Consider the following 22556-nt stretch of genomic DNA (forward strand, 5'->3'; position numbering starts at 1 on the left):
TCTTCAGTTTAATCTCTGTAAACTCGCTCTTAACGGAATTGAAGTGATTTAACGCACTTCTCTTACCGTGAGCATTTGGCCTCTTTCATCCAAACACCCACGCTTATCGGCTGCTAATTTTTAAAGATCAGTTCGCTGTGTCGATCGCGTTTTGTTGTTGCGATCAGCGAAGAATGCAATTATGGCACTGTTTTGGATGAGTGCGCAAGTGCTTTTGCAAAAAAGTTGAAAAAGATGCGTTGAGGGGGCGCTGACTGCGGCCGGAGGCTGTGTCAGGGGGCGGGCCGCAAGGCGCGTGCAGGCGGCGAGTCAGTAAGTGTGGCTCTGTGGAAGGCGTGTACGGGTGCGGGACAATCAAGGCTGGCCCGGGCTGGCTTGGGCGATCTGACTGATGAGGTGTGTGTGCTGCCGCGTTTTCATATTGAGTCTTTGTCCATGAGCCCCGGAGCGGAGGTGTCGCTGCCCGATGGGGCGGCCCGTCATGTACAGGTGCTGCGCATGCAGCCGGGTGATGCGCTGCGGCTGTTTGATGGACTGGGGCAGGAGTGCCTGGCCACCGTGATGGAGATGGGACGCAAGTCGGTGACGGTGACCTTGGGCGAACCTGTGCACGAGCCGCGGGAGTTGCCGGTGCGGGTGACGCTGGCGATAGGCATGCCGGCAAATGACCGGATGGATGCGCTGGTCGAGAAGGCGGCGGAGTTGGGGGTCTACGCCATTCAGCCGCTAGTGTGCGCGCGATCGGTGTTGCGGCTGGATGGCGAGCGGGCGGCGAAGAAGGTGGCGCACTGGCAGGCGGTGGCCGTGTCGGCGTGTGAGCAAAGTGGCCGGGCGGTGGTGCCTCAGGTGCATCCCGTGCGGAGCGTGAGCAGTTGGCTGCAATCCGCTGAGGCGCGAACCGCGTCGGAGCCGGTGATGCGTGGGGTGTTGAGTCTGCGAGACGCCGTGTCAGTGCGGCAATGGCTGGCATCAACTGCGCCGCAGGGCGCGGCCAACGTGCCGCGCGATTGGTGTTTTCTGAGTGGGCCGGAGGGCGGGCTGAGCGCAGAGGAAGAGTCGCTGGCTTTGTCACTCGGCTGGTCGGCTGTGAGTCTGGGCAAGCGGGTGCTGCGCGCTGACACGGCGCCCCTGGCCATGCTCAGTGTGCTGGGGGCGCAGTTCGAAGGCTGAACGCACCGGCTTGCAGACGCCCGAAGCACCCTGCCCGAGCGCACCACATGGCCAAGAGGCCTCCGGAGTGCGCCTACACAGACACAACAGGGCCCGGGTGTACCGGTGACCGACCGCTTGATGCCCAGTGCGTCAAGGGACGGCTGAGCGAGTCAGTCGGCCTGCGAGGGCGGTGACGCCGCGTCCGTCGAAGTGCTTGCGCGAGGCTTGTTGCTGCCAGCGACGAGGTCGAAGCGGAACAGGCGGCACTCGATGGGGCCGTTGAACATGACGACACGGCGGCTCTCTTTGAGGCGCATGGCGCTGGGCAGTTTCATGTCCGGGCTGAGGATCCAGGCGGTCCAGCCGGGGTATTGCTTTTTCCAGTGGGACGACAGGCGCTGGAAGAAGGTGGCCGCTTCGTCGTCCTGGAATTGCTCACGTCCGGCACGGGACGTGGGCGCGTCTTCACCCATGTGGTCGTCGGCTTCGGAGCGGGCGCGGTAGGCGTTGCGCACGGAGCCTTTGGTGTCGATGCGCTCGCCGTAGGGCGGGTTGAACATGAGCACGCCGCGTTCGCAGGGCACGGGACGCTGCAGGGCGTCGGCGGTTTTGAACTCGATGTACTGGCGCACGCCGGCGCGGTCGGCGTTGCGGGTGGCGAAGTCGGTCATGCGGAAGGCGACGTCGCCGGCGTAGATGGGAACGCGGGGCGGGTGCTGACGGTCGCGGGCGGCTTGCTTGAGGCGCTGCCAGTCGGCCAGGTGGGCGCGGAAAGGCAAGAGGCGCTCGAAGGCGAAGCGGCGTTGCAGTCCCGGGGCGATGCCGCAGGCGATCTGGGCGGCCTCGATGGGGATGGTGCCGGCGCCACAGCAGGGGTCGAGCAAGGCGCCGTCTTCGGGGCGGCCTTGCCAGTCGGCGGCGGCAAGCATGGCGGCGGCCAGGGTCTCCTTCAGTGGGGCCTCGCCGGTGTCTTCACGCCAGCCGCGCTTGAACAGAGCCTCGCCGGAGGTGTCGACGTAGAGGATGGCGTCGAGGTCGTCGAGGTAGAGGACCAGGCCGAGGTCGGGGAAACGGGTGTCGACGCTGGGGCGTTCGCCGGTGCGTTCGCGCAGATCGTCGCAGACGGCGTCTTTGACGCGCAAGCCGGCGAAGTTGAGGCTTTGCAGGTGGCTGCGGCGGGAGACGGCGTCGACGCGCAGGGTGTGCTGCGGCGTGATCCAGTCGGACCAGTTGACGCTGCGGGCGAGGACGTAGATGTCGTCTTCGTGGCGGTAGACACGGGTGGCGACACGCCACAGGACGCGCTGGGCCAGGCGGCTCTCGAGGTTGAGGCGCATGGCGTAGTCACGCAAGGCGTGCTGGCGCTCGGCGGGCGCCGCGGCCGCGGGGGCGAGCACTTCGATGCCACCACGGGATTCGTGGATCTGCGCGGCGTCGCCCAGGATCCGGCGCGCCTCGGTGGCCAGCAGGGATTCGACGCCGGAGGGGCAGGACAGATAAAGCGCAGCTGGGCGATCGGCGGCGAGCACGGGGCGTTGGCCGAAGTCGCGCGACTCGGGTCGAGGGCCAGAGCGGGATGGCGCGGGGCGCGGGGCGCCACTGCGACCTGCACCACCGGGCGCGGCGCTGGGACGGCGATCATCGCTGGCACGTGAGGTGTAGGTAGCCTGACGGGACGGGTTGCGTGCCGCATCGCTGGCGGCAGAGGCTGGGCGGCGTTCGTCACGGCTGCGCCAGTCGTCGGACGCCGAGCGGGTTGGGGCACGGCCACCTGGGCCGGGGTCGGCTCGGGACGCAGCGTGTGCTCGAGGGTCGCGTCCTTGCGGCTCACGCCCGCGTGGGTCATGCCCGTAGGGGTCACGCCCGTGCGGAGCACGGTCGGACGAGGGGGCGCGGTCGCGCGTCTCCCCCGAAGGGCGTCCGGTGGCCGAGGAGACGACGGGGCGGCGGGGGGGTTTGATGGGCATGATGGGGTCGCAGTGCAAAAAGAAAGACGTGGTCAGGGGCGCAGGATGGCCAGCACGTCGGAGCGGAATTCTCGCCGATACAGGATCCAGAGGACCGCCAGGGTGCCGAGGGCAAAGGCAACCGGAGAGACCAGCCAGGCAATGACCGCGAAGGACATGTAGTAAGCCCGCAGACCGTCGGCAAAACTTTCGGCGGCCATGCCCATGAGCTTGCCGGCACGGTCGCCAAACTCCTGACGGTCGGCCTCGCCTTGGTTGAACACATCCACATTGGGCGCCGCACCGACCAGGATCGCGCCGAAGGAATAGACGCGCATGGACCAGGTGAAGCGGAAGAAGGCGTAGATGAAGACGGCCAGCAGGACGATGAGCTTGATGTCGAGGACCTGCATGGAGGTGCGCACGGCAAAAGGCAGGTCGCTGACGAACTCACTGGCCTTTTCGGTGGTGCCGAGCACGGCGAGCAAGCCGCCGAGTACCAGGATGGTGGTGGAGGCCCAGAAGCCAGGGCTGCTGGCGAGGTTCTGGGCAATGGCGGCGTCGACCACGCGCTGGTCGCGGTGGGTCACCTGGATCATCCACAGGCGGCGGTAGTGGTTGGTGCTGGACAGCAGGGTGCTTTCGACGCGGGCACGGCGGCCCGCGAACTGGGCGTAGCCGAACCAGCCGAACACGAACAGGGCCAAGGCGGCCCAATCCTGCCAAGGTAGGAGGGCGATCAGGTCTTGGAGGCGGTGGAGCATGGTCAATGGATCAACAGCCATGGAGGCGCATCAAATGATCGCAGGGATGGGGCGCACATCCTGTGCCCCCGTGGTTCCTCCGCGCTCAGAGGGCCTTGCGCAGGTTGGCGGGCGCGATCTTGAGGGCTTCGCGGTATTTGGCCACGGTGCGGCGCGCGACCTGGATGCCCTGCTCTTCCAGCATGCTGGACAAGGCGCTGTCTGACAAGGGCTTCTTGGGGTCTTCGGCCGCGACGAGCTGCTTGATGAGCGCACGCACGGCGGTGCTGGAGGCATTGCCGCCGGCTTCGGTGTTGAGCGAAGAGCCGAAGAAGTACTTGAGCTCGAACGTGCCGAACGGCGTGTTCATGTACTTGGCCGTGGTCACGCGCGAGATGGTGGACTCGTGCAGGCCGAGTTCGTCGGCGATCTCGCGCAGCACCAAAGGCTTCATGGCGATTTCGCCATGGGTGAAGAAGTTCTTCTGCCGGTCGACGATGGCCCGGGACACGCGCAAGATGGTGTCGAAGCGCTGCATGATGTTCTTGACGAACCAGCGGGCCTCTTGCAGGCGGGCGTTGAGGTTGGCATGCCCCTCGCTGGCCGTGCCCCCGCGCGGGCCGCGGCTGGAGCGCAAGGCCTGGGCGTAGTAGTCGTTGATGCGCAGCTTGGGCATGACGTCCGGGTTGAGGACGACCTTCCAGCCGCGCCCGGACTTCTGGACGATGACGTCCGGGATGATGATGTTGGCCTCGGCGCGGGTGAAGGCGCGACCCGGCTTGGGCTCGAGCGAGACGATGAGGCCCTGGGCGTCCTTGAGCAGGGCCTCATCGGCGCCGGTGGCGGCCATGAGCTTCTTGAAGTCACGGCGGGCCAGCAGTTCGAGGTGCTCGCGGCAGATCGCCATCGCGACGTCGCGCGCCGGCTCGGCAGGCCGCCCGCGCAGTTGCAGCAGCAGGCACTCGGACAGGTTGCGTGCGCCCACGCCCACGGGCTCGAGGTTTTGCAGCCAGCCCAGCGCACAGCGCAGGCGCGAGAGCAGCTCGTCGAGGGTGTCTTCGTCCGGCTCGTCCGGCAGGAGGCTGGCGGCGATGTCTTCGAGCGTGTCGGCGAGGTAGCCGTCCTCGTTGAGGGACTCGATGAGCATCTCCACCGCGGCCATGTCTTCGTCGCTCAGGCGGGTGCCCAGCAGTTGCTGGCGCAGGTGCTCCTGCAAGGTGATGGACAGGCTGTTGCGCTCGAGCGGGTCGACGTCGTCGTCGCCTTGGTTCTGGCGCGCAGGGCTTTCGCTGATGCCGTCGAAGTCGTCGCGCTCGGTGCCGTTCTCCCAGTCCTCGCGCTCGGTCGTGCCCATCTCGGCGGTGTCGATGCCGCTGTTGTCGGCCTCGACGGACGAGTTGTCGCGCTCGGCGCCGGCATCTTCGCTGCTATTGTGCTCGTTGCGCTGGCGCTCGAACTCCAGCGAGGCGGCGGTTTCCAGCGGGGCGAAGTCGTCCTCGGGCTCCAGGAACGGGTTCTGTTCGAGCATCTGCTCGATTTCCTGGTGCAGTTCGAGGGTGGACAGTTGCAGGAGTCGGATGGACTGCTGCAACTGCGGGGTCAGCGCCAGGTGCTGCGAGAGCCGAAACTGCAGGGAGGGCTTCATAAGGCGACGGTCACTTACATGCGGAAGTGCTCGCCAAGGTAGACCTTTCGGACTTCGGCGTTGTGGATGATGTCGGCCGGACTGCCTTCAGCAAGGACGCTGCCTTCGCTGATGATGTAGGCGCGGTCACAGATGCCCAGCGTTTCACGAACGTTGTGGTCGGTGATGAGCACACCGATGCCGCGGGCCTTGAGGAAACTGATGATGCGCTGGATCTCGATGACGGCAATCGGGTCGACGCCGGCAAAGGGCTCGTCGAGCAGGATGAAGCGCGGCTGGGTGGCCAGGGCACGGGCGATTTCGACGCGGCGGCGCTCACCGCCCGAGAGCGAAAGGGCCGGGTTGGTGCGGAGTTTTTCGATGCTGAGCTCGTGCAGCAGGCCGTCCAGGCGCTCCTGGATGACATCCTTGCTCAGGCGTTTGCCGCGCTCGTCGACCTGCAGCTCGAGCACGGCGCGGATGTTGTCCTCGACGTTGAGCTGGCGGAAGATGGACGCTTCCTGCGGCAGGTAGCTCAGGCCCAGGCGGGCGCGCTGGTGGATGGGCAGACGCTCGACACGCTGGCCGTCGATGGTGATCTCGCCGGCATCGGCGGGCACGAGGCCCACGATCATGTAGAAGCTGGTGGTCTTGCCGGCGCCGTTGGGACCGAGCAGGCCGACGACCTCACCGGCGGCCACGGCCACGTGCACGTCGTGCACCACGGTGCGGGCACCGTAGCGCTTCTTGAGGCGCTCGGCGCGCAGTTCGCTGCGCGAGGACGTGGGCTGCGGTGCGCTCATCAACGGGCGCCCTCGGTGCTGGGGGTCTCGGGCGTGGTGCGGGGGGTGATCACGCCGCGAACGCGGCCGGTGGGCCCACTGCTGCTGGCGCCCTGCACCTGGAAGACCGAGGTTTTGTTGTCGTAGATGATGACCGGGCCGCTGACCTGGTCGTTGACCGTGTTGCCCTGCAGGCGGCGCATGATGGCGCGCGAGGTGAAGCGGACGATCTCGGTGCGGCCGTCGTAAACGATGCGCTCGGCTTCGCCCTCGATGGACTCGTCCACCCCGTCACGCTTTTGACGGAAGAAGGCGCGCCCACCGGGACCACCGATGGCGGTGGCCGTCTGGGTGCCGTCGGGGTTCTGACGCACTTCGACACGGTCGGCGCGAACCACCATGGTGCCCTTGGTGATTTCGACGTTGCCGCTGAGGATGTTGAGGCGCTGGTTGTCTTCCACCCGGGCCGCATCGGCGGCGAAGTTGAGCGGCTGAAAACGGTCGGCCTTTTCCGCCACGGCCGGGGCGCACCACAGGGCGCCACAAGCCAGCACCAGCGCACTGGCAGTGCGAGCGAAACGGCACGTCAGGGAGGGGAAAAGTGGGTTCGTCATCATCGGCATGGAATTTGCAATGATTTTAGCCACGAACCAGGGGGAAATCACGTCTGAAGCGCGATTTCCCCGCGCCTGCGCGCCTGTGTCCTGCCTCAACGACCCTTGCGGGACAGGTTGATCAGGAAGTTGGTGGTCGCCAGGGTGCGCTCATGGTTGCCGTTGAGCGACACCGAGGTGAAGTAGCGGCCGGCCACGCCCACGGTGGGCACACCGTCGATCTTGTAGGCATCGGCCAGGCTACGCGCCTGCTTGCACTTGGTCTGCACAGCAAACGAGTTGAACATGGCCATGAACTTGACCGGGTCCACCCCATGACGGGCCACGAAGGCAGAGATGGCTTCAGGCTTGTCCAGCGCCTGGCCTTCGGCGTGGATGGCACGGAAGACCTTGGGGTGCAACGTGGAGACCAAACCCATGGCCTCCATCGCGTAGAACAGGCGCTGGTGGTTGCCGAAGGGGTTTTCGCGGAAGGCCACCGGCACGCGTCGGAACACGACATCGGCCGGCAGCTTCTCGGCCCAGGCTGCGAGAGACGGCTCGAAGTTGTAGCAGTGGTTGCAGCCGTACCAGAAGAACTCGACGACCTCGACCTTGCCTGCGGGGGCCGACACCGGCGCCGCCTGCGGCAGGCGCACGTAGTGCGTGCCTTCCACCGGACCGCCTTGGGCCAAGGCCAAGCCGGGCAGGCCGGCGCTCAAACCCAGGGCGCCCAGGGTGTGGATCGAAAACTCGCGGCGATTCATCTAGCGTCCTTTCTGTTGGGCGCGAACGCCCAGACCTTCGACGGGGTCGTCGACCCCAGCTTACTTGCGGATGCGCACCAGGGCGGACTCCACCCCGGCGCCATGCAGCTTGGTGCGAACCTCTTCGGCTGCATCCATTTGCGCGTACGGCCCCAGGCGCACCCGGTACATGGTGCGGCCACTGACCTGCCCTTCCTGGATGCGGGCCTCTAGCCCCATGATGGCCAGCTTGGCGCGTTGCTGTTCGGCTTCGGCCTGGCTGGCGTAGGCTCCGGCCTGCACCTGATAGCTCAACGCCTCAGCGGCCGGCGCGGTGGACACGGGGGCGGCGCCGGACAGGATGGCGGCCGGGTTGCGTGCGCTGGCCGCCGGGGCGCTGGCAGGCTTGGCGGCGGGGGCCGGCTTGGAGGCCGAGGACGCGGGCGCCGAGGCCGGCTCGGCGGACACGACCGGCACCTCGGTGGGCTCGGACGCAGACGTTGACGCGGGAGCCGAGGCAACCGGGACCGCCTTGGGCACGGCCGGGTTCTTGCCGTACAACGGGCTGTTCGGGTCCCAGCTCTTGTTGTGCTCCATCTCGGCGGCGTCCTGCTCGGGGGTGCGTTGTGGCACCTTGTCGATGAAGGGCAGCGGCACCTTGGTGATGTAGACGGCCACCCCCAGCGCCAGCGCCAGCCCGATCAACAGGCCGACGATCATGCCGAGGAAAAAACCGCCGCGCTGCGCGGCACGTGGAGTGGTCATGGACTGGGATCCTCTCTGGGTCACCGGGGTGTTTTACATCTTGTCGGGCGCGCTCACGCCCAGCAGGGACAGGCCGTTGCGCAGCACCTGCGCGGTCGCGCTCAGCAGGGCCACGCGGGCACGGCTGAGTTTGACCTCATCAACCAGGAAACGTTCCGCCGCGTAGTAGCTGTGGAAGGCGCTGGCCAGGTCGCGCAGGTAGAAGGCGACGTCGTGCGGGGCCAGACCCTGGGCCGCGGCCGTGAGCATGCCGGGGAACTCGGCCAGACGGGTCATCAGCGCCAGCTCGGTGTCGGCGGTGAGCAGGGCCAGATTGGCGCCGCCCAGGGCGCCCAGGTCGCCACCCTTGTCGGCGTACTGCGCGCGCACCGACTGGATGCGGGCGTGGGCGTACTGGACGTAGAACACCGGATTCTCGTCGTTCTGCTTGAGGGCCAGGTCGACGTCGAAGGTGAATTCGGTGTCGGCCTTGCGGCTGATCAGGAAGAAGCGCACCGCGTCCTTGCTGGTCCACTCGATCAGGTCGCGCAAGGTGACGTAGGAGCCGGCGCGCTTGGAGATCTTGACCTCCTCGCCGTTCTTCATCACGGTGACCATCTTGTGCAGCACGTAGTCGGGCCAGCCTTGCGGGATGCCGACGCCAGCCGCTTGCAGGCCGGCGCGCACGCGGGCGATGGTGCCGTGGTGATCGGAGCCCTGGATGTTGACGCACTGCTCGAAGCCGCGCTCCCACTTGGCGATGTGATAGGCCACATCGGGCACGAAGTAGGTGTAGCCGCCTTCGGACTTGCGCATCACGCGGTCCTTGTCGTCACCGTAGTCGGTGGAGCGCAGCCACAGGGCGCCGTCTTGCTCGAAGGTCTTGCCGGCATCGACCAGCTTCTGCACGGTCTGCTCGACGCGGCCCGAGGTGTAGAGGCTGGATTCGAGGTAGTAGTTGTCGAAGCGGACGTCGAAGGCCTGGAGGTCCAGGTCCTGCTCGTGGCGCAGGTAGGCCACGGCGAACTGGCGGATGCCGTCGATGTCTTCCGGGTCGCCCGAGGCGGTGAACTCGCGGTCGTCGGCCTTGACGGTCTTCTTGGCGAGGAAGTCGGCGGCGATGTCGGCGATGTAGTCACCGTTGTAGGCCGACTCGGGCCAGTGCTCGTCACCGGGCTTGAGGCCTTTGATGCGCGCGTGGGTGGACCAGGCCAGGGTGCTGATCTGCACGCCGGCGTCGTTGTAATAGAACTCGCGGGTGACCGACTGGCCTTGGGTCTCGAACAGGTTGCACAGGGCATCGCCCAGCGCGCCCTGGCGGCCGTGGCCGACGTGCAGCGGACCGGTAGGGTTGGCCGAGACGAACTCGACGAGCACCTTGCGGCCGTTGGCGGGCTGCCAGCCGAACTTGTCGCCTTCGGTGAGCACATCGGTGACGACGGCCTGCTTGGCTTCGGGCTTGAGGCGCAGGTTGATGAAACCGGGGCCAGCGATCTCGATGGGGAGCTTCACCCACTGCTGGACAGCCGGCTGAGCTTCCAGCGCCGCGACCAGGGCGGTGGCCAGCTCGCGGGGATTCTTTTTGAGGGGCTTGGCCAGCTGCATGGCCGCGGTCACGGCCAGGTCGCCGTGGGCGGCCTGCTTGGGGGCCTCGAAAACCGGTGTGAAGGACGCAGAGGCGTCGGGCGCCACCTGGCGCAGGGCTTCACCCAGGGCAGAAAGAAGGGCACGCTTGGCTTGGATCATGGGCGAATTCTACGGGGGCAGACCGCCTTCCCGCGGGGATGCGATGATGCGCGAACAATTGCACACTCCTGTCGGGTCTTTTCGGCTGGTGAAGTGGCCCCGAACGTGGAAAGATGCAGACATGGCAGCAGTGGGTGAGCATGGGCGACTTGGACATTGACCTCAACACCGGTTTGATCGGCAAGTACCGGATCATCAAGAAGCTGGGCGAAGGCGCCACCAGCGAGGTCTACCTCTGCCGGGACGACTTCCATGACCGCGATGTCGCAATCAAGCGTGTGCGCTCGTCGGCGCTGAGCGATGCGGTCGACGGGCCGGTGTACGCGCGCTTCTTTGCGGCCGAGGCCGCCCTGGTGGGCCGCCTGCAGCACCCGAACGTGGTGCACATCTACGACGCGGTGCCAGACCCGTCGTCGCCCTATGTGGTGATGGAGTATGTGCCGGGCACGACGCTGCGCACCTTCTGCCGTCCGGACCAGCTGCTGCCGCTGGAGCTGATCGTGGAAATCGGCTTCAAGTGCGCGATGGCGCTGGGCTATGTGTACCGCCAGGGGCTGATCCACCGGGATGTGAAGCCGGCCAACATCCTGGCCCTGGTCAACGACGCAGGCGCCGTGACCGACGTCAAGATCAGCGACTTCGGCAGTGTGCTGAACCTGACGGCCGAGTCCACCCAGATCCACCAGGTGGGCTCGCTGGCCTACATGGCGCCGGAGCAGCTGGATGGCGAGGTGCCCGACTGCCGCGCCGACATCTATGGCCTGGGCGCCGTGTTGTATCACCTGATCGCGGGGCGCCCCCCGTTCGAGGCATCGTCGCAGGCGGTGCTGATGAACCAGATTTACAACCACGAGCCTGTCGCCCTGTCGGGGCAGCGCTCGGGGGTGAACGCCGCGGTCGACCAGGTGGTGCTGAAGGCGCTGGCCAAGGACCCGAAGGAGCGCTACCCGAACTGGGATGCGTTTGCCCAGGCGCTGTCGGGCCTGATCGCCGACCATCAGGTGCCGCGCGGCCACCTGCAAGGGGTGCTGGACTCGGAACGCTTCAACCTGCTGCGATCGCTGGACTTTTTCACGCAGTTTGGCGACGTGGAGTTGTGGGAGGTGGTGCACCGGGCGAAGTGGCAGCGCTTTCCGTTCGGGCACGCGCTGTACCGCCGGGGTGAGGAGGGCCGCACCTTCCACATCATGGCGCAAGGCAGTGTCGAGGTGTACCGCGACAACAAGCGTGTGGCCTTGCTGGGGGCCGGCACCTCGGTGGGCGAGATGGCCTATCTGGCACCCAGCCCCGATCTGCGCCGGCACAGCACCGATGTGGTGGTGACCGAGCCGGCGACAACGATTTCCTTCACGCCGGATGTGATGCTGCAGTTGAGCCCGGCCTGTCGCCACCTGTTTGACGAGGCCTTCATCCGGGTGCTGGTGCGGCGCCTGCATGCGGCGCACGAAGCCCTGGCGCACCCGCGACGGATCATGTGATGACAAGCGCGTCATCCTCGCGTCGCGGTGTGACGTTAGGCTGACGATTGGCCCGTGTGGTGTCCGCACCGCTTTGGGCTGTGCCTCGTTCGTTAACCCTGCCCCATTGAGGAGCCTGACATGCGTACCCTGATTGCTTCCGTGACCCTGGCCCTGCTGTCCACCCTGGCCCATGCCGGCAATGCCGCTTGCGACGCCAAGGCGGCCGAAAAGAAGCTGGCGGGTGCCGCCAAGACCAGTTTCCTCAAGAAGTGCGAAAAGGATGCGGCCGGCTCGGCCAGCGCCGTCTGCCTGAACAAGGCCGCCGAGAAGAAGCTGGCCGGCGCGGCCAAGAACAGCTTCGTCAAGAAGTGCGAGAAGGACGCGGCCGCCGCCCCGGCAGCCGCTCAGTAAGCCGCCTGGACGGGGGGCCTGAGCCGCCCCGCTTCAGCGCATCCAGAAGCCTCGGGCCAGCAGACTGCCGGCCAGGGGGATCAGCACCATGATGTGCGCCTGGATCATGACCCGGCGACGCACCCGGCGCACTTCGGTGGCGTCGGGCAGCGTGCCGTCGGCGTCCAGTTGCCTGACCCAGCGACGAAACGCCAGCGTGGGTGAAATCGACAGGCCCGCGATCACCACGAACAGCGTGAGCTTGAGGTGCAGCAGCGGTTGTTGCCAGTACCACTCCACGCCCTTCATGCCCCACCAGGTGCGTGCCACGCCGGTGAGCAGCACGGCCAAGGCGGCCACCAGGTAGATAAGGTCCACACGGGCGAGGCGGCGCACCACGGCGGCGTTGAGCCATTCCACCCGACACAGGGCCGCTTCGCTGGTGATGAACACCACCACGCTGAGGATGGCGACAAAGTGGGCGTATGCCAGCAGGGATTCGAGCAACATCGGTGAAGAAGCTGTGAGATGCGCCTCGGGCGCGGAACGATGCGTCAGACCGTGGGGCCGACGGGGGCCATCATGCCCCGGGCGCCTGCTCGCGCTGCCAATACCCCGGGTCGGCGTAGGCCTGCTTGATGAAGTCGATCCACAACCGCAGGCGCAAGGGCAGGTGTTTGCGTTGCGCAAAGACCGCGTAGATGCCGTTGGGCGGCGCGGCAAACTCGTCGAGCACGCTGACCAGGCGACCGGCGGCGATGTCGTGCTCGACCTCCCAGGTGCTGCGCCAGGCCAGACCCAGGCCCTGCAGGCACCAGGCGTGCAGCACCTGACCATCGCTGCAGTCCAGCCGGGCACCAGGCCTCAGGTAGGTGGCTTCGCCATCGACCACGAAGGCCCAGCCGCGGGTCTGGCTGGCGTCGGAGCTGAGGGCGAGGCAGGCGTGACGCATCAACTCGGACGGATGACGCGGGGTGCCGGCGCGCTGCAGGTAAGCCGGCGTGGCCACGCACAGGCGGCGGTTGTCGGCCAGGCGCACACTGACCAGGCTGGAATCGGGCAGATCGCCCACGCGCACGGCGCAGTCAAAGCCTTCGTTGACGAGGTCGACCACACGGTCGGACAGGTTGAGCGAGAGGCTGACGTCGGGGTGCTGGTCGAGGAAGCCGGGCACCAGCGGGGCCACGTGGCGGCGGCCAAAACCTGCCGGCGCGGTGATGCGCAGGTGGCCGCTGGCTTTCACGCCGCCGGCCGAGACACTGGCTTCGGCGTTGTTGAAGTCGGTGATCAGGCGCTGACAGTCTTCGAGAAAGGCGCTACCCTCATGGGTCAGACTGATGCGACGCGTGGTGCGCAGCAAGAGCTTGACCCCCAGGCGGGCCTCCAGGGCGTCCATGCGGCGCCCGATGATGGCCGGCGCCACGCCCTCGCCCTGGGCGGCGGCGGTGAGGCTGCCTTTGGTGGCCACGGCCACGAAGGTTTCGATCTGCTTCAAGCGGTCCATGCGTTGCACTCCAGCCCCGGATTCATGCACTCAAGTCATGAATACATCACTTTTCGGGGCGGTAATAGTCAGTGGAGTATCGAATAAACTGATCCTGTTGCAAAGGGTGTGTCCCATGAACTGGGTGCTCCCGCTTGCTGTCCCATCACCCTTTTCCCCATCTTGACGAGGTTTGCATGACCGCACGCACCACTGTCCACGGCCTTCAGGTCGCCACCGAGCTCTACCGTTTCATTGAAGACAAGGTGCTGCCTGGCACCGGCGTGGACAGCGCCAAGTTCTGGGCCGGCTTCGATGCCATCGTCAAGGACCTGGCCCCCAAGAACGCCGCCCTGCTGGCCGAGCGTGACCGCATCCAGGCCGAGATGGACGCCTGGCACACTGCCAACCCCGGCCCGATCAAGGACATGGGCGCCTACAAGGCCCACCTGGAAAAGATCGGCTACCTGGTGCCCGTGCCCGCCGACACCCAGATCACCACAGCCAATGTGGACGATGAGCTGGCTGTGATGGCCGGCCCGCAGCTGGTGGTGCCCATCCTGAACGCCCGCTATGCGCTGAACGCGGCCAACGCCCGCTGGGGCAGCCTGTATGACGCCCTGTATGGCACCGACGCCATCAGCGACGAAGGTGGCGCCGAAAAGGGCAAGGGCTACAACCCGGTGCGTGGCGCCAAGGTGATCGCCTGGGCCCGCAAGCTGCTGGACCAAGCCACCCCGCTGGCCGGTGCTTCGCACACCGACGCCGCTGGCTACCGCGTGGAAGGCGGCAAGCTGGTCGTGGCTCTGACCAATGGTTCGACCACGGGCCTGGCCAACCCTGCCCAGTTCGTCGGCTACCAGGGTGACGCCGCCGCCCCGACCAGCGTGCTGCTGGTCAACAACGGCCTGCACCTGGACATCCAGATCAACCGCAGCACCCCGATCGGTCAGTCGGACGCCGCTGGCGTGTCGGACGTGATCCTGGAATCGGCTGTCTCCACCATCATGGACCTGGAAGACTCCGTGGCCGCCGTGGACGCCGAAGACAAGGTGCTGGGCTACAGCAACTGGCTGGGCATCCAGCTGGGCACGCTGGCCGAAGCAGTCGAGAAGAACGGCAAGACCTTCACCCGCACGCTGAACACCGACCGCGTCTACACCGGCGCCAACGGCGGCGAGGTCAAGCTGCATGGCCGCTCGCTGATGTTCGTGCGCAATGTGGGTCACCTGATGACCAATCCCGCCATCCTGTGGGGCGCCGAAGGCAAGGAAATCCCCGAAGGCATCATGGACGCCGTGGTGACGACCGCCATCTCGCTGCACGACCTGCAACGCCATGGCCGTGACGGCATCACCAACTCGCGCAAGGGTTCGATCTACATCGTCAAGCCCAAGATGCACGGCCCGGCCGAAGCCGCCTTCGCCGCCGAGCTGTTCGGCCGTGTCGAGCAGCTGCTGGGCCTGCCTGACAGCACCGTCAAGCTGGGCATCATGGACGAAGAGCGCCGCACCTCGGCCAACCTGAAGGCCTGTATTGCTGCTGCCAAGAGCCGCGTGGCCTTCATCAACACCGGCTTCCTGGACCGTACCGGCGACGAGATGCACACCGCCATGCTGGCCGGCCCGATGATGCGCAAGGGCGACATCAAGAACAGCGCCTGGATTGCCGCTTACGAGCGTCGCAACGTGCTGATCGGCCTGGAATGCGGCCTGAGCGGCAAGGCTCAGATCGGCAAGGGCATGTGGGCCATGCCCGACCTGATGGCCGGCATGCTGGAGCAGAAGATCGCTCACCCCAAGGCCGGCGCCAACACCGCCTGGGTGCCCTCGCCCACCGGCGCCACCCTGCACGCCACCCACTACCACCAGGTGAACGTGGCCCAGGTGCAAGCCGAGATCGCCGCACTGAAGGAAGATCCGCAGGCCCTGATGGACAAGCTGCTGACCATCCCCGTGGTCGAGCAAGCCAACTGGTCGGAAGCCGAGAAGCAGCAAGAGCTGGACAACAACATCCAGGGCATCCTGGGTTATGTGGTGCGCTGGATCGACCAGGGCGTGGGCTGCTCCAAGGTGCCCGACATCCATGACATCGGCCTGATGGAAGACCGCGCCACGCTGCGCATCTCCAGCCAGCACGTGGCCAACTGGCTGCACCATGGTGTGGTGACCGAAGCGCAAGTGCGCGAGACCTTCACCCGCATGGCTGCCATCGTGGACAAGCAGAACGCCGGTGATGCGCTGTACCAGTCGCTGGTGGCGAACCCGAACGGGGCCGCCTTCCAGGCTGCGCTGGACCTGGTATTCAAGGGCAAGGAACAGCCTTCGGGTTACACCGAGCCGCTGCTGCACGCCTGGCGTCAGAAGAAGAAGGCGCAGGGCTGATCCTGGTTTCAGCCTGAGCTGATGTGACAACGGCGCCCTGCGGGGCGCCGTTTTTCATGGGGCTCACCACATGAGCCGGATGACAATCAATCTGCCAAGAAGGCCTGCACGGCCGCCACGGTTTGCGCCGGGTCTTCCTCATGGGGAACATGCCCCAGCGCATTGAACATCACCAGGCGGCTGCCAGCGATGTCGCGCTGGAACTGCAGGGCGTTATCGGGCGGAATCAGGCGATCCTGACCGCCCCAGAGAATGAGCGTGGGCTGGCGCACTTGCTTGATCTGCGCGGTGAATTCGCCGCTGGGGCTCTGGCGGAAGCGCTCGACCAATGCGCTGCGGTTGCCGGCACGCAAGGTGAGCTCGTGGTAACGGTCCACCAGCTCAGATGTGACCTTGGACGGATCGCCATACACGTTGCGCACGCTCGACTCGATCATGCTGCGTGGCAGGGTGTGCTCCATCATGGGCCGCAGGGCAGGGATCTGCGCGATCTTGAAGCCGATCGGCATGGAGGCCGGATCGAAGGGGTAGCCAGCTGCATCGACCAGGACCAGCTTGCTGACGCGCTGGGGATGGTCCACCGCGATCTTCCAGGCCAGGTTGCCGCCGAAGGAGTTGCCCGCCAGCACGGCCTGCTGCACGCCCAACTGGTCAAGCAAGGCGATGACGAAGTTCACGTAGCGGGTGAGGCGGTAGTCGCCATCGGGCATGGGGCCGGTCAGACCGAAGCCGGGCAGGTCCATGCGGATGACGCGACGCTGGCCTTTGAGCGCATCGGCCCAGCCGTCCCAAGTGTGCAGGCTGGCCGAGGTGCCGTGCAGCAGCACGATGGGCGTGGGATCGGTGCGGTGGCCTTCGTCGCGCAGGTGCACCTGCATGCCTTGCAGCGAGACGAACTGCGAGGGCGGTGGGGCCCAGCGTGCGGTGAGGGTGTCGACCGGGCGGTCGGGCGCCCAACTCAGGGCCAGGCCCACGCCCGTGACGGCCACCAGCGCCAGCAGCACCCCGGCTGCGATCTTGCCTGCACGCATGTCCTCGCTCCCCTTTTGTGAAGCGGCCATCTTGGCACGCGTCGCCGCCGGGAGCCGTGGCTCCCCCGCAGGCGGGGCAGGGCCACCCCACGAATCAGGGGCGATTCAGCGATCAGTTCAACGATAGGTCAGCAGACCCGGCTCGCCGCCCTCCAGGTGTGCGTGCTCGTTGACCGACACCAGGTGCAGGCCATCACGACCGCTGATGATCTTGGTGATGCCGGTGTTGGCCAGCGTCCAGTTGATCGTGAAGGCCTGGGCGTCGCTCAGGCCCAGCAGGTGGGCACACATGACGCTGATGGTGCCGCCCGAGGTGAAGACCACGGACTGGCCTTTGGGCGGCGTGGCCTGCACCAGCTCGTCCAGCGCCGTGACGCAGCGCAGCTTGAAGACGGACCAGGGCTCGGCGTACTCGTCGTCGTGGTTGCAACCCACCCAGCGGCTCACCGCGTCCTGAAAGAACTTCTGGAAGGCCCGGCGCGGGTCACCGCCCGCTGCCATGTCGGCCATCATCACAGCCTTGCTGGCGTAGCGCGGCTCGGCCACCTGGATGACGTTTTCGTGGTCGAACTCGTTGACGCCAGGCAGGGTCTGCACGGGCAGGCTCGCCCCCAGTGCAGCGAGGGCGCCCGCAGCGGTTTCGCGGTGGCGCTGCATGGTGCCGCTGAAGGCGACATCGGGCTGCACCCCGCGCGCCTGCAGCGCCCGACCGACCACGCCGGCCTGCTGGTGGCCCAGCGGCGACAGCGCGTCGTAGTTGTCACTGCCAAACGAGGCCTGGCCGTGGCGCACAAGGTAGATGGCGCCCATCTCAGTGCTTGACCCCGTACTTCTTGAGTTCCAGGCGAGCGATCATGCCCTTGTGAACCTCGTCCGGACCGTCGGCCAGGCGCAGCGAGCGAGCCTGGTTGAAGAACATCGTCAGCGGGGTGTCGTGCGAGACGCCGGCGCCGCCGTGGATCTGGATGGCGAAGTCCACGACGTTTTGCAGCATGGTGGGCGCGACCACCTTGATGGCCGACACGTCGGTCAGCGCGCTCATCACGCCCAGGGTGTCGATCTTCCAGGCGGCTTGCAGGGTCAGCAGGCGAGCCTGGTCGATGGCGACGCGGCATTCGGCCAGGCGTTCGCGGTTGCCACCCAGGTCGATCAGGGGCTTGCGGAAGGCCGTGCGCTCCAGGCCCCGCTGGATCGCGAGCTCCAGCGACTTTTCGGCGGCACCGATGCAGCGCATGCAGTGGTGGATGCGGCCGGGGCCGAGGCGGCCCTGGGCGATCTCGAAACCGCGACCGGGGCCCGAGATGAAGTTGCCGATGGGCACGCGCACGTTGTGGAAGTGCACCTCGCCGTGGCCGTGGGGCTCGTCGTACTCGCCGAAGACGGGCAGCATGCGCTTGATCTCGACGCCCGGGGTGTCCATGGGCACCAGCACCATGGAGTGCTGGTGGTGGCGGTCCTTGCTCTCGTCGGGCGTCAGGGCCATGAAGATGCCGATCTTGCAGCGCGGATCGCCCACACCGGACGACCACCACTTCTTGCCGTTCAGGACGATGTGGTCGCCGTCGATCACGGCGGTGGCGGCCATGTTGGTGGCATCGGACGAGGCCACATCGGGTTCGGTCATGAAGAAGACCGAGCGGATCTCGCCCGCCAGCAGGGGCTTGAGCCATTGCTCTTTCTGCTCGGCGTTGCCGTACTTCCAGATCACCTCCATGTTGCCGGAGTCGGGCGCGTTGCAGTTGAAGATCTCGGGCGCCATCATGGAGCGGCCGGTCTGCTCGGCGCTGAAGGCGTAGTCGAGCACGCTCAGGCCGGCACCCAGTTCGGCGTCCGGCAGGAAGAGGTTCCACAGGCCTTCTTCGCGGGCCTTGGCCTTGAGGGCTTCGACGCGCGGCGGGATCTGCCATTCGGTCCATTCGCCACCATGGCGGCGCTTGAGGATGCCGGCCCAGTGCTCGGCCTCGATGGGCGCGATGTGGGTGTCGATGAAAGACCGTACACGTTGGGCGGTCTGGGCGGCGCGTTCACTGGGCTGGAAGTCCATGGCTGTCTCCTGAGGTCTGGGAAACGATGCTACGCCGGCCCAGGCTGTGCATCAAATGATGAATTTTCATCGCAAGTCATGCAGCTAGCGCATGGCCTGGCAGGCCGCTTCGCCCACGCAGGAGCGCATCCAGCGGTGCACGGGGTCGCCCTCGCGGTCGGCATGCCAGTACATCCAGATGCCCATGGGCGGGATCGGGGCTTGCAGCTCGCGCAGCACCAGCGGCAGGCCGCGCGTCAGGCCTTCGGCGTAGGTGCGCGGCAGGGTCAGCAAGGCGCTGCTGTGGGCGACGACGTTGGCAGCGGCGAAGTAATGCTGGCAGCGCAGGATGACTTCGCGCGGGCCGCGGCCCAGGCCGGCCCACACCGGCTGCAAGGGGTCGGGGCGCTCGGGCTGCAGGGCCACCATCACGTGCTGGCAGGCAAAGTAGTCGTCCAGGCTGACGGGGCCGCCGGCCAGCGGGTGGTCGGCGTGCATCAGCACGGCCAGGGTTTCGTCGGCCAGGTGCTCGCCGCGGATGCGGGGGCCCACCCGGCGCTGGCGGTCGATCACCAGGTCCACCTCGCCCAGGGTGAGGGTGCGCTCCAGCGCGTCGCGGGGCACGCGCACGCTGGTCAGGCTCACGCGGGGGGCTTCCAGCGCCAGCCGCGCGATCAGGGGTGGCAAGGCAATGGCTTCGAGCACGTCGCGCATGCCCACGCGCAGGGTCATGTCCAGCGTGGCGGGCTCGAAGCTGTCGGCCTGGGCCATCAGGGACTGCAGGCCGCGCAGGTGGGCCTGCACCTCGCCGATCACGCGGCGCGTCAGCTCGGTGGGCACCATGCTGTTGCCCTGGCGCACGAAGAGCGGGTCGCCCCACAGGCGACGCAGTCGGGCCAGGGCATGGCTGACCGCCGGCTGGCTGAGGTGGAGGTGGCGGGCCGCGCCCGAGATGCCGCCGTGCTCGTACACGGCGTCCATGACGCGGAACAGGTTGAGGTCGAGGCGGGTGAAGGGAAGGGCCATGGGCGTGACCTTACACCGCCCGATCCCATCGCTGGCGGGCCGCTTGCCGGACTTTTTTGGTGCATTGCAACACCCGCAAGGCAGAACGGCGCGCGATAATGGCGCGATGGCCGATTTCATCGGCGCTTTGGAGCAATCACCTTGGACAGTCCCCATCGGTGACCGCCCACTCCAGCCACCTGGCCGCCCTGCCCTGAACAGGACGCGGCGTCGGGTGCGGTTCGCCGGACTGCCTCAGGCAGCCTCCGGGCGCGAACCTCGCGGGAGGGGGCGGCAACCTTGACACCCCCTTTCCCTCGACCTGCGAGCGTGCACGCCCTTGAGCGCCGTGCCGCCCCTGTGCTGGAGTTCCCATGCTCAACGTGTTCACGCTGGCCAACGGCCGGCTGTTTCAGGAAGAAATCGACAGCCTCGACGGGCTGACCACCGCCCGCCCGGTCTGGGTCGACCTGGAAGACCCGTCGCCGGAAGAAAAGAGCTGGATCGCCGTGAAGTTCGGCCTGGTGATCCCGGCTGACATCATTGATGACGACCTGGAAGAATCGGCCCGTTTCTATGAAGAAGACGGCGCGATCCACATCCGTTCCGACTTTTTGATCGACGATGACGAAGCCCCGCGCAACGTGCGCGTGGCCTTCATCCTGCACGACAACGTGCTGTTTTCGGTGCACCGCGAGGACCTGCCGGTGTTCCGCCTGCTGCGCATGCGTGCGCGCCGCATCCCCGCACTGATCGAAGACGCCAAGGACGTGCTGCTCAAGCTGTACGACGCCGATGCGGAGTACTCGGCCGACACGCTGGAAGGCATCTACGACGACCTGGAAAAGGTCAGTCGACGGGTGCTGAAGGACGAGGTGCACGACCAAGCCGCCGGTGAGGCGCTGGCCGCCATCGCCCGTCAGGAAGACTTGAATGGGCGCATCCGCCGCAATGTGATGGACACGCGCCGCGCGGTGAGCTTCATGATGCGTGCGCGCATGCTCAACGCCGATCAGTTCGAAGAAGCCCGCCAGATCCTGCGCGACATCGACTCGCTGGACAGCCACACGGCCTTCCTGTTCGACAAGATCAACTTCCTGATGGACGCCACGGTCGGTTTCATCAACATCAACCAGAACAAGATCATCAAGATCTTCTCGGTGGCCTCGGTGGCCTTGCTGCCGCCCACGCTGATCGCGAGCATCTACGGGATGAACTTCCAGTACATGCCCGAGCTGAGCCAGAAGTGGGGCTACCCCCTGGCGCTGTGCCTGATGCTGCTGTCCATCGTGACGCCCTTCTGGTTCTTCCGTCGCAAAGGCTGGTTGAAGTAAGGTGCATCGGCTGGGACTGCCGCCCCTGCCCGCGGGCCTGTGGCGGGTGATGATGGGCACCGCGCTGGTGGTGCTGAGTTTCAGCCTGCTCAACCCGGTGCTGGCCGTGCGCCTGCAAACGGCGGGCGTCAGCAGCACGGCCATCGGCGGCTTTGCCATGCTGTCCTTCGTGAGCGTGGCGCTGTTGATCCCGGTGGTGCCGCACCTGTTTGCCAAGGTGGGCGTGGGCCGGGCTTACCGTCTGGGCCTGGGGCTGGAGCTGATCGCCTGCCTGGGCTATTTGTTGACCGACAGCTATGCGCTGTGGTGCGCCCTCGGCCTGATGAGCGGTGTGGGCGCCGCCGCCGCGTGGAATGCCACCGAGGCCCTGATTGCGCACAATGTGCCCGCCACCCACCGCGGGCGCCTGACCGGTTTTTACCAGGCCATCTTGGGGGCGGGCATGGCGCTGGGCCCCTTCCTGCCCGGCTTGGCGGGGCTGGGTCCACTGCAGGCCAATGCGGTGGCCGCTGCCGGTTTGGCGCTGGGTCTGAGCCTGACCCTGGTGCCCGCCGTGGGCCAGCTCAAAGCCATGCACGAGGACCGGGAGCCCATGGGCCTGATCGCGGCCTGGCGTTTTCGGCCCGGCTTGGTATGGGCCGCTGTGGTGGGCGGGGTCTTCGAAGTGGGCCTGGGCACCATCACCGCAGCCTATGGCTCGGAGATCGGGCTGAACCTGGCGGCCGCCACCTCGATCGCCGGGGCCCTGGGCATGGGCAGCTTTGCGCTGCAGTACCCGCTGGGCTGGCTGGCCGACCATGTGGCCTCGCGCCGCCTCTTTGCCATCGGGGCGGGCGTGCTGGCGCTCAGCGGCGTGGCCTTTGCCTTCGCCACCCAGTGGCCCGCGTTGATCTGGGTCTGTGCGACCTTGTGGGGTGCGATGGGCGGGGCGCTCTACACCCTTAGCATGATCCGGGTGGCGCATGACTTTGCCGACTCCTCGGCGCTGGCCGGCACCTCCGCCATGATCGCGGGCTACACCGTGGGCGGCTCGCTGGGCCCCCTGGTCAGTGGCTGGGCGTTTGACCATGTCGGCGTGATGGGTCAAGGCGCCTGGCTGGCCCTGCTGGCCCTCAGCCTGCTGTGGCTGCATGGGCGCTCGCCCTCGCAGGATTGACGGGCGAGCAAGCACGCATCACGATGCGTTGAATGCCCCGCATCGCACCTGAACGAAAGCGGACTGGCCACCTAGGGTCAACACCTAGGGTTTTCCTTGATCTGCGACAATGCCATGTTCACTATACTGATAGTCAGTGTGCTGATGATCAGCACCGGACCCATGAGGAGCGCACATGAACGACAAGGTTTCGAATCTCCCCGTCCTGGTGGCG

Annotated in this window: 20 protein-coding genes; 6 read left to right on the plus strand and 14 right to left on the minus strand. The window is 66.6% G+C overall.

Going from position 1 to position 22556, the window contains the following annotated elements; all coding sequences use genetic code 11:
* Positions 1–405: 405 nt before the first annotated feature.
* Positions 406–1170, plus strand: a complete 765-nt coding sequence (locus RBT42_RS15245) for a 16S rRNA (uracil(1498)-N(3))-methyltransferase (RefSeq protein ID WP_320366680.1) — start codon at positions 406–408, stop codon at positions 1168–1170.
* Positions 1171–1322: 152 nt separating this feature from the next.
* Here RBT42_RS15245 and RBT42_RS15250 read toward each other — a convergent pair whose 3' ends face one another.
* The 8 genes from RBT42_RS15250 to argS form a co-directional block, all read right to left on the minus strand.
* On the minus strand, positions 1323–3119 hold the full coding sequence (locus RBT42_RS15250) for a THUMP domain-containing class I SAM-dependent RNA methyltransferase (RefSeq protein WP_320366638.1): 1797 nt from the start codon (positions 3117–3119) through the stop codon (positions 1323–1325).
* Between the two features lie 32 nt (positions 3120–3151).
* Positions 3152–3862 (minus strand): DUF599 domain-containing protein, encoded by a 711-nt coding sequence (locus RBT42_RS15255; protein ID WP_320366640.1) that lies wholly within the window; start codon positions 3860–3862, stop codon positions 3152–3154.
* Positions 3863–3947: 85 nt separating this feature from the next.
* A complete protein-coding gene (locus RBT42_RS15260; protein WP_320366642.1) occupies positions 3948–5486 on the minus strand; it encodes an RNA polymerase factor sigma-54 in 1539 nt (512 codons plus the stop codon).
* A gap of 14 nt (positions 5487–5500) precedes the next feature.
* Positions 5501–6268, minus strand: coding sequence for an LPS export ABC transporter ATP-binding protein (lptB, locus tag RBT42_RS15265; RefSeq protein ID WP_320366644.1), 768 nt, complete (start codon positions 6266–6268; stop codon positions 5501–5503).
* Positions 6268–6861, minus strand: a complete 594-nt coding sequence (gene lptA / locus RBT42_RS15270; RefSeq protein WP_320366646.1) for a lipopolysaccharide transport periplasmic protein LptA — start codon at positions 6859–6861, stop codon at positions 6268–6270. Before lptA ends, lptB begins: the two co-directional genes overlap by 1 nt.
* A gap of 95 nt (positions 6862–6956) precedes the next feature.
* The gene (locus RBT42_RS15275) at positions 6957–7607 is read right to left on the minus strand and encodes a thiol:disulfide interchange protein DsbA/DsbL (protein WP_320366648.1); all 651 of its coding nucleotides are present in this window, start codon (positions 7605–7607) and stop codon (positions 6957–6959) included.
* Between the two features lie 60 nt (positions 7608–7667).
* Complete coding sequence (locus RBT42_RS15280; RefSeq protein ID WP_320366650.1) at positions 7668–8351, minus strand: SPOR domain-containing protein; 684 nt, start codon at positions 8349–8351, stop codon at positions 7668–7670.
* A gap of 33 nt (positions 8352–8384) precedes the next feature.
* Complete coding sequence (gene argS, locus RBT42_RS15285) at positions 8385–10076, minus strand: arginine--tRNA ligase (RefSeq protein ID WP_320366652.1); 1692 nt, start codon at positions 10074–10076, stop codon at positions 8385–8387.
* A 140-nt stretch (positions 10077–10216) separates the two neighbouring features.
* On the opposite strand from argS, the gene RBT42_RS15290 reads away from it, so the two are divergent.
* Both RBT42_RS15290 and RBT42_RS15295 read left to right on the plus strand, forming a co-directional pair.
* A complete protein-coding gene (locus tag RBT42_RS15290) occupies positions 10217–11554 on the plus strand; it encodes a serine/threonine-protein kinase (RefSeq protein ID WP_320366654.1) in 1338 nt (445 codons plus the stop codon).
* Positions 11555–11674: 120 nt separating this feature from the next.
* Positions 11675–11947, plus strand: coding sequence for a hypothetical protein (locus tag RBT42_RS15295; protein ID WP_320366656.1), 273 nt, complete (start codon positions 11675–11677; stop codon positions 11945–11947).
* A 33-nt stretch (positions 11948–11980) separates the two neighbouring features.
* On the opposite strand, the gene RBT42_RS15300 is transcribed toward RBT42_RS15295, so the two are convergent.
* Both RBT42_RS15300 and RBT42_RS15305 read right to left on the minus strand, forming a co-directional pair.
* Positions 11981–12436: a DUF2214 family protein gene (locus RBT42_RS15300; RefSeq protein WP_320366658.1), complete on the minus strand. Its 456-nt coding sequence runs from the start codon at positions 12434–12436 to the stop codon at positions 11981–11983.
* A gap of 70 nt (positions 12437–12506) precedes the next feature.
* A complete protein-coding gene (locus tag RBT42_RS15305; protein WP_320366661.1) occupies positions 12507–13430 on the minus strand; it encodes a LysR family transcriptional regulator in 924 nt (307 codons plus the stop codon).
* A gap of 176 nt (positions 13431–13606) precedes the next feature.
* On the opposite strand from RBT42_RS15305, the gene RBT42_RS15310 reads away from it, so the two are divergent.
* On the plus strand, positions 13607–15793 hold the full coding sequence (locus RBT42_RS15310) for a malate synthase G (protein WP_320366665.1): 2187 nt from the start codon (positions 13607–13609) through the stop codon (positions 15791–15793).
* 86 nt (positions 15794–15879) lie between these two features.
* Here RBT42_RS15310 and RBT42_RS15315 read toward each other — a convergent pair whose 3' ends face one another.
* The 4 genes from RBT42_RS15315 to RBT42_RS15330 form a co-directional block, all read right to left on the minus strand.
* Positions 15880–16824 (minus strand): alpha/beta hydrolase, encoded by a 945-nt coding sequence (locus RBT42_RS15315; RefSeq protein WP_320366667.1) that lies wholly within the window; start codon positions 16822–16824, stop codon positions 15880–15882.
* A gap of 117 nt (positions 16825–16941) precedes the next feature.
* On the minus strand, positions 16942–17634 hold the full coding sequence (locus tag RBT42_RS15320) for a histidine phosphatase family protein (protein WP_320366669.1): 693 nt from the start codon (positions 17632–17634) through the stop codon (positions 16942–16944).
* 1 nt (position 17635) lies between these two features.
* Positions 17636–18868, minus strand: a complete 1233-nt coding sequence (locus RBT42_RS15325) for an acyl-CoA dehydrogenase family protein (RefSeq protein ID WP_320366671.1) — start codon at positions 18866–18868, stop codon at positions 17636–17638.
* Positions 18869–18952: 84 nt separating this feature from the next.
* Positions 18953–19873, minus strand: a complete 921-nt coding sequence (locus tag RBT42_RS15330; RefSeq protein ID WP_320366674.1) for a LysR family transcriptional regulator — start codon at positions 19871–19873, stop codon at positions 18953–18955.
* A gap of 353 nt (positions 19874–20226) precedes the next feature.
* Here RBT42_RS15330 and corA point away from each other — a divergent pair, with 353 nt between their 5' ends.
* Together corA and RBT42_RS15340 are read left to right on the plus strand one after the other, a co-directional pair.
* Positions 20227–21186, plus strand: a complete 960-nt coding sequence (gene corA, locus RBT42_RS15335) for a magnesium/cobalt transporter CorA (protein ID WP_320366676.1) — start codon at positions 20227–20229, stop codon at positions 21184–21186.
* 1 nt (position 21187) lies between these two features.
* Complete coding sequence (locus RBT42_RS15340) at positions 21188–22342, plus strand: MFS transporter (protein ID WP_320366678.1); 1155 nt, start codon at positions 21188–21190, stop codon at positions 22340–22342.
* Positions 22343–22556 lie beyond the last annotated feature (214 nt).

The organism is Aquabacterium sp. (genome assembly GCF_034003525.1).
Classification (GTDB): Bacteria; Pseudomonadota; Gammaproteobacteria; order Burkholderiales; family Burkholderiaceae_C; genus Aquabacterium.

What these genes read in the sequence shown, in the direction of transcription:
- RBT42_RS15250 (WP_320366638.1), bottom strand. Translation starts at nt 3,119, where the DNA reads ATGCCCATCAAACCCCCCCGCCGCCCCGTCGTCTCCTCGGCCACCGGA.
- RBT42_RS15255 (WP_320366640.1), bottom strand. Translation starts at nt 3,862, where the DNA reads ATGCTCCACCGCCTCCAAGACCTGATCGCCCTCCTACCTTGGCAGGAT.
- RBT42_RS15260 (WP_320366642.1), bottom strand. Translation starts at nt 5,486, where the DNA reads ATGAAGCCCTCCCTGCAGTTTCGGCTCTCGCAGCACCTGGCGCTGACC.
- lptB (WP_320366644.1), bottom strand. Translation starts at nt 6,268, where the DNA reads ATGAGCGCACCGCAGCCCACGTCCTCGCGCAGCGAACTGCGCGCCGAG.
- lptA (WP_320366646.1), bottom strand. Translation starts at nt 6,861, where the DNA reads ATGACGAACCCACTTTTCCCCTCCCTGACGTGCCGTTTCGCTCGCACT.
- RBT42_RS15275 (WP_320366648.1), bottom strand. Translation starts at nt 7,607, where the DNA reads ATGAATCGCCGCGAGTTTTCGATCCACACCCTGGGCGCCCTGGGTTTG.
- RBT42_RS15280 (WP_320366650.1), bottom strand. Translation starts at nt 8,351, where the DNA reads ATGACCACTCCACGTGCCGCGCAGCGCGGCGGTTTTTTCCTCGGCATG.
- argS (WP_320366652.1), bottom strand. Translation starts at nt 10,076, where the DNA reads ATGATCCAAGCCAAGCGTGCCCTTCTTTCTGCCCTGGGTGAAGCCCTG.
- RBT42_RS15290 (WP_320366654.1), top strand. Translation starts at nt 10,217, where the DNA reads ATGGGCGACTTGGACATTGACCTCAACACCGGTTTGATCGGCAAGTAC.
- RBT42_RS15295 (WP_320366656.1), top strand. Translation starts at nt 11,675, where the DNA reads ATGCGTACCCTGATTGCTTCCGTGACCCTGGCCCTGCTGTCCACCCTG.
- RBT42_RS15300 (WP_320366658.1), bottom strand. Translation starts at nt 12,436, where the DNA reads ATGTTGCTCGAATCCCTGCTGGCATACGCCCACTTTGTCGCCATCCTC.
- RBT42_RS15305 (WP_320366661.1), bottom strand. Translation starts at nt 13,430, where the DNA reads ATGGACCGCTTGAAGCAGATCGAAACCTTCGTGGCCGTGGCCACCAAA.
- RBT42_RS15310 (WP_320366665.1), top strand. Translation starts at nt 13,607, where the DNA reads ATGACCGCACGCACCACTGTCCACGGCCTTCAGGTCGCCACCGAGCTC.
- RBT42_RS15315 (WP_320366667.1), bottom strand. Translation starts at nt 16,824, where the DNA reads ATGCGTGCAGGCAAGATCGCAGCCGGGGTGCTGCTGGCGCTGGTGGCC.
- RBT42_RS15320 (WP_320366669.1), bottom strand. Translation starts at nt 17,634, where the DNA reads ATGGGCGCCATCTACCTTGTGCGCCACGGCCAGGCCTCGTTTGGCAGT.
- RBT42_RS15325 (WP_320366671.1), bottom strand. Translation starts at nt 18,868, where the DNA reads ATGGACTTCCAGCCCAGTGAACGCGCCGCCCAGACCGCCCAACGTGTA.
- RBT42_RS15330 (WP_320366674.1), bottom strand. Translation starts at nt 19,873, where the DNA reads ATGGCCCTTCCCTTCACCCGCCTCGACCTCAACCTGTTCCGCGTCATG.
- corA (WP_320366676.1), top strand. Translation starts at nt 20,227, where the DNA reads ATGCTCAACGTGTTCACGCTGGCCAACGGCCGGCTGTTTCAGGAAGAA.